We start from the raw sequence: 9,775 nt of genomic DNA on the forward strand, positions 1-9,775 counted from the left end.
TGCGCCGCTACCGGTTGATATTGTAGCACTCTCCTGTGAACCATATGCTGAATTTATTCCCCAGCCAAAATATTTAACTTCAGTTGTTCCCTGTTGATAAGCTAAATAATATTTACCGCCACCAGAACCATAAACTGTAAGTGAAGGACTTGTACTGTTTGCATCTGTGTTTGGAACATTACCGCGGCTGTAAACAGCAGAGACATTATAACTTGTGTTAATTGCAAATTCTTTACCTGTAAAAGCAGTTGATGAGGTTGGTTTATGAATAACAAAGACATAACCATTAAGCGCTGTAACCACCGAATTTGCATTGTAAGTATAGGCGCTAATATAATCCACTAAACTTCTCCATCTAAAGCTGCCTAATCTATACTGAGCCAACAGTATGGAAGGCGTAGCCCAACCGAGATCATCTACATCACTCTGATAGGTTATATAAATAAGATCGTAACCATCATTGGAGCAGGCAATGGAAGGGCACTTGGCATTACTGCCTGCAATGTTTACTTTTTGTTCAGCGCTCCAGGTTGCGCCTGCATCTGTGCTGCGGCTGTACCAAACGCTGCCCATTGATTCATAGACCATATGTAAATAATTGTAACTATCAGCTACTATTTTACGTTGGCTTGTGGTGCTTAAACCAGTTGTAACACTAGATATTAGATGCCCTTTAAGATTTGCGGTAACAACAGCACCTGAAGAAGTAAAAACAATAGGCGTTTCATTTGTGTTGGCATTTTGTAATGTTGCATTCGTTGTACTCCAGTTTTGGAAATAGCAGGTTCTTGTGCCGATGGAACCACCGAAATTTACTGATTGGGTTTGGGTGGTGTGAACGGTATAATATGGTGGATTCCAATTTTGACCTGGACCGCTTTGATTGAGAAAAATCCCATTGTAATGAATTCCACCACTTGTCGTAGTATTTATATTCAATACTAATGGTGTTGCATAGGAATAAAATATTCCATTCGTGCCTCTGTTACGGTAATTATTTCCATAACCTGCATCCTGGTAATCATAAAGCCAGGGATCTTTGAATTCAACATTTCCTCTATACACATTAGTCTCGGGTAAAAATGAATTTATTGTTAAATCCCCCGAAGCGACTAATCCAAAATATGATGCAATTGTGTTGGTACTGCCGTCGATAGTAAAAGTGTTATGATTTATGATTTGGCTACTTGAGCCCCAATTATAAAATTTTTCAGTTGAGTTATATAATGACTGTGATGCTTTAAAAATCTGCACTGAATTTTTATTAAAGTTGAATAATGATGATAAGATAGGATAGCCAATGAAACTTGAACCTTCCCATAGATTTAAAGTTGATCCTGTCATTTGTGAACCGCTTGCAGTATATTGATCAATAGTTATATCAACTAAACCCAACGCATTGTAAAAGGTACTATTAGATAAGCTAGTGCCGCCATTTGGAAAACTAGGGCAATAACCTTGTGTATGTACACCAACAGCGTACCCTGTTGCCTCATCAATGATAGGGCTTCCGGAATTTCCACCCTGAGTATCAGTATTATAATATAATGCGTTATTAGTTACATTATATGAAGAAAATGAACCTACAGAGGTTTGTTGAATGTAGTTTGATGATCCATCGTCTGTACCGTATCCTGTAATCCGGATATTCGTAGGATTATTTTTCCTTGTTATTTTTAAATAGCTTCCATATTGTTCTATTGGATATTTACCTGTTATAGAATTAGCATATACACTAAAGACAGCCCAATCTTTACCCTCTATAGGATTTCCTTGCCAATCACGTACATCTTGTTTAGCAATGCTGCCAATATCAATAGTATATCTATCAGCATCACCGGAATGCTGTATTACACCACCTGAAGTTGAGTTTGGAACATTGAATTCAAGGACTAAATTGTTTGTATTTTCAAAACAATGCCCGGCAGTAACAAACTTATTATTTTTTGTTGCCCAGGCTGTTCCTACTACTACATCGCCCCGTACAATTCTTCCTATTGCGTTATTAAAAGATGGAATCCGATCATCAGTACCGCCGCATATACTACAGGGACTTGGGGGATTTCCTTTTGAAAGGCTTCTATTTTGACTACTAAGGTTAATGAATAAAAGTATTTCAAAAAGTATTAAGAAATTGATGAACAAGAACTTTTTAGAGAACTGCATATTTACCTCTGTATTATTTATTTCTGATTCCCATTGCAACTACTGCGTTGGGGTTGTCTAAGCCTACTGCAACTACTAAATCACCTTTCACAGCGATCTTGTAATAATTTCCATTTATATGTGTTTGATCTATATAGCTCTCCCAGCTTCCTCCGTTATAATGCAGGATCTCCCCAAAAGCTCCCGCAGTAAATATATCATTTGCTCCGTTCCCTCTTATTGAATTAAGTGCATAATTAACCCTGTCAATATGTACTTCCTTTATTAAAGTATCATTTAAAATATTATCGATATTAAAAATTGAAGTGCCGACAAACATAGTTCTATATTTATTCTTAAACCAAAGGGACCTCAGGAAATATAATTCATCGTTTTTTATTTTTCGTTTTATCGTTGAGCCATCTATTAAAAATATTTCCTTCCGAAAGCTCTGATAATCTTTACCGGCAACGCAAATAATATTATCATTATTACCCCATATGTCTGAAATGTCTAAGTCTGTTCCTGTTTCTATTTTTTGCCAGCCTCCAACAGAAGCTTTTCTATTGTATCGTGCAATATTCCCATCGTTGCCTACTATATACAAATAATCTTCATTACCCCAGATTTTGTTAATAATAGATTGAAATATTGTACCAGGAATAATGACTGAATTATAATTTTTCCCATCAAAGTGAATCATGTTCCCTATTCCAAACCAAATATCGTTTTCTCCAAATGAATAAATAGAATAAATTGGACCGTAAAAAGGAGTCCCCTGATAATAAAAAGGTATTTTCTTTAATTCCCACTTCACTCCATCCCAATGAACAGCATTATATGCTTGCGGATCAGGGTTGCCAATTGAATCTTTTAAGTAAATAGCTCCAACAGCCCAAATATTATTTTTATCTATTATCGCTACGTCTTTCAAATCACTTGTCGCAACTCCTGAACCAAATGTAAATGTTTGCCAGGTAAAGTTGTGGCTGGTGGTATCCATTGTAGTTGCAGTTACCTTTGGGCTGCCTTCTGTTATAACGCTGCTGGTTTTTATTAATGCCTGGTAAGCATAACTTTTATCAGGTTGTAAAGAATCATCAACTACTGTTGTGTCAGCAGTTCTCAAAATAATGTTTTTTATTTCTTTATCATCACGCTTAAGTATAAGGCTGCTGCCTGCTGCTCCGCTTATCTTAAGCCAGGCTTCTGTGCAGGAAACATCTTCAACAGTTAAGGAAATGGTTTTTGTCCCATTGGGTTCTGTTGTATTACAGCTTAATATTGAAGTAATTAAAAATATAAGTAGTATGTTCATAATTTTGCTTTTCATTGTAAGTTATCTCTTGTTAAAATTAATGTATAAACCCACGGGGTAAAAAGAGAAGAAAATTTTATCCCCAGCTCAATATAGAAAATTTTCCAAAAAAAAATAGATATGAAAATTATTTTGAAAGAATTTTTATCGGTATGTGGCGTAAGGCACAAGGGAAATTAGATCAACTATTCAATAATTACCGTCTCAAGTTTTAGGTTTCACATTTGACACTTCACTATCAATCTTTCTTTCCTTCTAACTTTTTTATATCTTACACACCACAAAAAAGATTTTGAGTTAATAATATGCTAAAAAAATTTGCAGATGAATTAAAGGACGCCCGGATCAAAAGCGGCATTACACTAAGTCAAATTCATACAAAAACCAGGATAGATATAAAATTTCTTGAAGATATAGAAGCTGGTAATTTTGAAGTGCTTCCCGAAGTTTACCTTCGTGCTTTTATTAGAGCTTTTGCAACCAGTGTTGACTTAGACGAGGTTAACACTATGAAAAGATACGATGCAGCTAAATCGGGCAAGCTGATTAACGAAAAAGATTCATTGGAACCTAACGAAACGAAAGAAGATCAAATGCCAGGAAACCCCAAAAAAGCTTATACCGGAACAGATGTTTCTCATAGTTCCACAACAGAAGATGGAGCTGCCAGGAAGATTAATGTTAATCCTAAACTTTTATTTTTAGCTGGTGTTGTACTTACACTTGTAGTTATAATTTATTTGTTTTTTATAAAGGGTAATTCCAATGAAATTATTACTGAGCGACCGTATGATGAAATTCTTAACGAAACAAAACAAAGATATGAAGCTAAAACTGGTAACGATGCTTCTCCTGTTTCCGGTATAACATCTTTTTCAGTAAAAGATAGTCTTACTCTTTTAATTAAGGCTAAAGATACCGCATGGATTGGCGTTAAATTGGACAACAGCGGAATTGAACAGGACTTTATTTTATATAATTCAAATCAAAAAAAAATTAAAGCTGCAAAAAATTTCTTGCTTACAATTGGTAATTCAAAAAATGTTGAGTTATACTTAAATGAAAAATCACTTGGATTCATAGGCGGAAATAAAGAGGTAAAATTGATAAAGATCGACTCAACCGGATTAACTTATATTACTCCTATAAAGAAAGAAATCAGGTAGAATGAATAAACAAATTCAGACAAGAATAGAAAATCTACGCGAACAGATCAGAGAATACGAACATCAGTACTATGTTCTTGCAGATCCAACCATCAGCGATTACGAATTTGATTTGCTTGTTAAAGAATTAGAAAAACTTGAAACTGAAAATCCCGATCTTATAACACCGGATTCCCCAACTCAACGTGTGGGTAAAGATTTAACAAAAGATTTCAATCAAATTACCCACTCTATACCGATGCTTAGCTTAGCAAATACTTATAGCGAAGAAGAACTTGTTGATTTTAATAAAAGAGTTAGTGATGGATTGCCATCTGGTGAAAAACCGGAATATGTTGTTGAAATGAAAATTGATGGAGTTTCTGTAAGCTTGAAATATGAAAATGGTTTTCTAAAAACCGCCGCTACACGTGGTGATGGAACCACCGGAGAAGAAGTTACAACCAATATCAGAACTATCAAATCTGTTCCACTTAAGCTTAAAAAAATACCAGGAATAGAATTGAAAAATTTTGAAGTGCGCGGTGAGATTTATATTGAGGTTGAGGCTTTCAAAAAATTGAACAAAGACAGAGAAGCAAAGGGAGAAAAGATTTTTGCAAATCCTCGTAACTTTGCAGCCGGTACCATTAAGCTTCAGGATCCTAAGTTAGTAGCATCTCGTCCGCTTAATATTTTTACTTATTATTTAATTTCGGAAAATCAGGAGTTAGAAACTCATCAGAAAAATTTAAAATTGCTCCAGCAATTTGGTTTTAAAGTAAACAAAGATTACAAACTTTGCGGTAACATTTTGGAAGTATTGGAATACTGCAAATACCTGGAAAGTAAAAGAGAGCAATTGCCATTTGAAATTGATGGTGCAGTAATAAAAGTAAATTCACTTCACCATCAAAAAATTTTGGGCAGCATTGCAAAATCGCCTCGCTGGGCTGTTGCATTCAAATTCAAGGCAAAGGAGGCGGTTACAAAATTAAATAAGATTGTTTGGCAGGTTGGCAGAACAGGTGCTATTACTCCAGTTGCTGAGCTTGAGCCGGTGTTTTTAGCGGGTTCAACAATCAGCCGTGCTACTCTTCATAATATTGATGAGATAAAACGTAAAGACATTCGCGAAGGTGATACCGTAACGATTGAAAAAGGTGGAGATGTAATTCCAAAAATTACATCAGTTGTTTTATCTGAAAGATTAAAGGAAAGTAAAGAAACGCTTCCGCCGGTAAATTGTCCTGTTTGTAATTCCATATTATTCAAACCGGAAGATGAAGTTGCAATTTATTGCGAGAATCATTTATGTTCTGCACAAATTAAAGGAAGGCTCATTCATTTTGCATCGCGCGGTGCAATGGATATTGAAGGACTTGGTGAAGCTATCATTGATCAGTTTGTTGAACTCGGTTTTTTGAAAACGTACACTGATATTTATAAATTAAAATCCAGGCGAGATGATTTAATCATTATTGAAAGATTTGGTGTAAAGAGCATTGATAAATTACTTAAGACAATCGAGGAAAGTAAAAATCAACCTTACCACAAAGTGTTGTTTGCATTGGGAATTAGATATGTTGGCTCCGGAGTTGCCCAAAAACTTGCAGATACATTTTCTTCAATTGATGATTTAATGAATGCCAGCGAAGAAGAATTGGAACGTGTTTATGAGATTGGGTCAAGCATAAGTAAAAGCGTAAGGATTTTCTTTTCTGATCTTCATAACCAACAGCTTGTGGAAAATTTAAAATCTGATGGATTGAAATTTAAAGCTGCTGAAAAGAAAAAATCAAATATACTTGCAGGTAAAATTTTTGTATTAACCGGAGCACTTTCCAAATATTCCCGCGAAGAAGCCTCCGAAAAAATTATTAACCTTGGCGGCAAAGTTACTTCCAGCGTTAGTAAAAAAACAGATTTTGTTTTAACCGGTGAAGCTGCAGGCTCTAAGTTAAACAAAGCGAAAGAACTTGGAATTAAAATTTTGAGTGAAGAAGAATTTGCTGAATTATTGAGAGAAGGAATTTGAAAGCAATTGAACAAATAAAAAAGAAAGCCGGCTATTTTATTGCGCTTGAAAAATATGGCAAAAAAAAATTAGAACAAGTATCGTTTAAAGAATTCATTCACCATTCTTATGATTTTCTGCTTATAATGCCGGATGATGACGCTGAATTCAGAAGTTCGCTGGAGCTTGTTTATTCTTTAGTTGAATTGAAAAAAAATGTTAGATTATTTCTAAGAGATTTTAGAGTTAGTCTTGTAAAAAAGAAAGAACGTTTAACTTTTTTTGATTTTGGAATTAAAGATTATACAAAACTTTATCTTCCTACAAGCACAATTTTGGATAATATTTTAGATAAGAAAGCTGATGTTGTAATTGACCTAAACCTGGTAGAAGATATTTATGGGGCTGTTATTGCAGCTTCTGTTGCGGCAAAATTTAAAATTAGTTTTCAAAGGGGTCGCACCGATAAATTTTATAACCTGCTTTTGGTAAATAAAGAAAATAATCCTGCCTTTTCTTATAGAAATTTATTAAATTCCCTACAGATGTTTCAATAAACTATGAGTTTCTAATGAACTTTGAAGTAAAAAGAGTTGGAGATACAACAATTTTCAAACTCAATGAAAAGCGTCTCGATTCCTCGCTTTCCGGAATGGTAAAAGGGGAATTTACAATTCTTCTTCATGCCGATGATGTAAAAAAGTTAATTATTGATCTTTCTGAAGTTGAAAGCTGCGACAGCTCCGGGCTTAGCGCACTGCTGCTTGCTTACAGAGTTCTAAGTGTAAATCAAGGATTTATTAGAATTGCTTCCCCTTCTAAAAGTGTATCTACTCTTATTCACATTTCTCAGCTTGATAGAGTACTTCCAATTTGCAATAATGTAAGAGAAGCTCAGCAAGAATTAGATAACCTTTAGAGAAAAAATATGGGTAGAACTATCGACTACGCCATTATTGCTGCATACTTAATTGGAGTAGCAGTCTTCGGTGTAATTTCAGGTGGAAAACAAAAATCCGTTAACGATTATTTTTTAGGTGGAAAGAAGATGGCTTGGTGGGCTGTCGGATTTTCTATTGTAGCAAGTGAAACAAGTACACTTACATTTATTAGCATTCCCGGTCTCGCATTCAATTCCAACATGCACTTTCTCCAGGTTGTTTTTGGATATTTTATTGGAAGGATAGTCGTCAGCCTTGTTTTCATCCCATCATATTTTCGTGGTCAATTAGAAACCGCATATGATTTTCTTGGTAAACGATTTGGACTTTCATTAAGAAAATTTACTTCAACGGTTTTTATTACAACAAGAGTTCTTGCTTCTGGCGTAAGATTATTTGCAACTGCTATTCCGGTTCATATTATAACCGGATGGGATTATGCAACCTGCATCCTGGTAATTGGATCTTTCACACTTATCTATACATATGTTGGTGGATTAAAAGCAGTAGTTACGATGGATGTGGTTCAACTGTTTATTTATCTTGGCGGAGCAGTAATTGCGATGTATTTAATACTCAATCATCTGCCAAACGGTTGGAAAGATGTTGTAGCTTTTGCAACTGCCAATGGAACAAATAAATTTGAAGTAATAAATCTAAATTTAGGTGGCAGCTTTATTAATTTCTTTTCCTCTCCATATACACTTTTAGGAGGATTATTTGGCGGTACATTTTTAAGTATGGCTTCCCACGGAACTGATCAGTTGCTGGTACAAAGACTGCTTGGATGTAAATCAAAACGCGACAGCCAAAAAGCACTTCTGCTGGATGCTTCATTTATCGTGATTCAATTCTTATTCTTTTTAATTCTTGGATTATGTTTGTTCGCTTTTTATAATGGTGCTACATATCAGCAGCTTGGCTTGAAATCTTCCGATGAAATTTTTCCTAAATTTATTATAGAAAATTTACCGGTTGGAATTTCTGGATTTGTAATTGCCGGAGTTCTTGCTTCAGCTATGGGATCTCTTTCTTCTTCCATTAGCTCTCTTGCTTCATCAACATATCTGGATTTGTTTAAGCTTTCTTCTAAAGATAAAAACATAAGCGAAAAAAAAGGAATGATCTGGTCAAGATTGTTTACGCTATTATGGGGCATAGTTTTAATTGGCGGAGCAATGCTTTTTACAGATACTAAAAACCCGGTTATTGAATTGGGATTAAAGATTGCTTCTATAACATATGGTGGTCTGCTTGGTACTTTTTTCCTCGGACTATTATTTAAAAGAACTAAATCAATCGATGCTTATTTGGGATTTATATCTGGACTTTTAGTAATGGTGTTAGTCTTGTTTTTTACAAAAATAGATTTTACCTGGCATACATTTATCGGCTGCTCTGTTACAATATTTGTTGGAAATTTTAGTTGGTTGTTTAGAGTAAAAATTCTTAAAAGGTAAATTATTAATTACACTTAATAGCTTTGGGAACGACAAAAATAAAAATTGGTATCCCTATGAAAGACCAAAAACTGATACCTTACGAGGTGATTGAGCGGAAAATTTTTCTATTACGAAATCAAAAAGTAATGATTGACAGCGATTTAGCTTCTCTTTATGGAATTCCAACGAAAACATTGCTTCAGTCAGTAAAAAGAAATATCGACAGATTTCCATTAGATTTTATGTTTCAATTAAGCAAAGAAGAATTCTCCAACTTGAGGTCACATTTTGTGACCTCAAGTTATGGTGGTAGAAGATATTTACCTTATGTCTTTACCGAGCAAGGAGTATCGATGCTTTCAAGTGTTCTTAGAAGTCCACGGGCTGTTCATGTTAATATTCATATTATGCGTGCTTTTGTAAAGCTAAGAGAAATTATTTCAACTCATAAAGAACTGGCAAAAAAACTTGAGGAGATGGAAAAGAAATATGATGCTCAATTCAAAATTGTTTTTGATGCTATTCGCGAATTGATGATTCCACCTGAACCGACAAGAAAAGAAATAGGATTTCGGATAAAGGAAAAAAGAATTAAATATTTATCAAGGAATTAAATTGAGGAACCGAGATGCATTTAACCATTACAGATTTAGTAGTTATCGCATTGTATTTTGTCTTCAACCTGGTAATAGCACTATGGTTAAGGAAGCGAGCCACACAAAGCGTAAGTGATTTTTTTGTATCAGGGCGGAATGTATCATGGTGGC

The 9,775-nt window shown here is 34.7% G+C and carries 8 protein-coding genes; 6 read left to right on the top strand and 2 right to left on the bottom strand.

Annotated features, from left to right (window positions below):
- Both NTX22_11710 and NTX22_11715 read right to left on the bottom strand, forming a co-directional pair.
- Positions 1-2,166, bottom strand: a 2,166-nt coding sequence (locus NTX22_11710) for a trypsin-like peptidase domain-containing protein (protein ID MCX6151184.1), incomplete at its 3' end; no start/stop codon positions are given.
- Positions 2,167-2,179: 13 nt separating this feature from the next.
- Positions 2,180-3,478, bottom strand: coding sequence for a glucosyl transferase (locus NTX22_11715; GenBank protein ID MCX6151185.1), 1,299 nt, complete (start codon positions 3,476-3,478; stop codon positions 2,180-2,182).
- A gap of 290 nt (positions 3,479-3,768) precedes the next feature.
- Here NTX22_11715 and NTX22_11720 point away from each other — a divergent pair, with 290 nt between their 5' ends.
- From NTX22_11720 to NTX22_11745, 6 genes are read left to right on the top strand one after another with little or no spacing between them, the layout of a single operon-like run.
- The gene (locus tag NTX22_11720; protein MCX6151186.1) at positions 3,769-4,629 is read left to right on the top strand and encodes a DUF4115 domain-containing protein; all 861 of its coding nucleotides are present in this window, start codon (positions 3,769-3,771) and stop codon (positions 4,627-4,629) included.
- A gap of 1 nt (position 4,630) precedes the next feature.
- On the top strand, positions 4,631-6,646 hold the full coding sequence (gene ligA, locus NTX22_11725) for an NAD-dependent DNA ligase LigA (protein MCX6151187.1): 2,016 nt from the start codon (positions 4,631-4,633) through the stop codon (positions 6,644-6,646).
- Positions 6,643-7,182, top strand: coding sequence for a hypothetical protein (locus tag NTX22_11730; GenBank protein MCX6151188.1), 540 nt, complete (start codon positions 6,643-6,645; stop codon positions 7,180-7,182). Before ligA ends, NTX22_11730 begins: the two co-directional genes overlap by 4 nt.
- Positions 7,183-7,196: 14 nt before the next feature.
- Positions 7,197-7,544, top strand: a complete 348-nt coding sequence (locus NTX22_11735) for an STAS domain-containing protein (GenBank protein MCX6151189.1) — start codon at positions 7,197-7,199, stop codon at positions 7,542-7,544.
- A gap of 9 nt (positions 7,545-7,553) precedes the next feature.
- Positions 7,554-9,026, top strand: a complete 1,473-nt coding sequence (locus NTX22_11740; protein MCX6151190.1) for a sodium:solute symporter — start codon at positions 7,554-7,556, stop codon at positions 9,024-9,026.
- 56 nt (positions 9,027-9,082) lie between these two features.
- The gene (locus NTX22_11745; protein MCX6151191.1) at positions 9,083-9,622 is read left to right on the top strand and encodes an ORF6N domain-containing protein; all 540 of its coding nucleotides are present in this window, start codon (positions 9,083-9,085) and stop codon (positions 9,620-9,622) included.
- Positions 9,623-9,775: the final 153 nt, after the last annotated feature.

Source organism: Ignavibacteriales bacterium, from assembly GCA_026390815.1.
Taxonomy (GTDB): domain Bacteria; phylum Bacteroidota; class Ignavibacteria; order Ignavibacteriales; family SURF-24; genus JAPLFH01.

Coding starts and splice junctions, on each gene's coding strand:
- NTX22_11715 (MCX6151185.1), bottom strand. CDS start 3,478: ATGAAAAGCAAAATTATGAACATACTACTTATATTTTTAATTACTTCA.
- NTX22_11720 (MCX6151186.1), top strand. CDS start 3,769: ATGCTAAAAAAATTTGCAGATGAATTAAAGGACGCCCGGATCAAAAGC.
- ligA (MCX6151187.1), top strand. CDS start 4,631: ATGAATAAACAAATTCAGACAAGAATAGAAAATCTACGCGAACAGATC.
- NTX22_11735 (MCX6151189.1), top strand. CDS start 7,197: ATGAACTTTGAAGTAAAAAGAGTTGGAGATACAACAATTTTCAAACTC.
- NTX22_11740 (MCX6151190.1), top strand. CDS start 7,554: ATGGGTAGAACTATCGACTACGCCATTATTGCTGCATACTTAATTGGA.
- NTX22_11745 (MCX6151191.1), top strand. CDS start 9,083: ATGAAAGACCAAAAACTGATACCTTACGAGGTGATTGAGCGGAAAATT.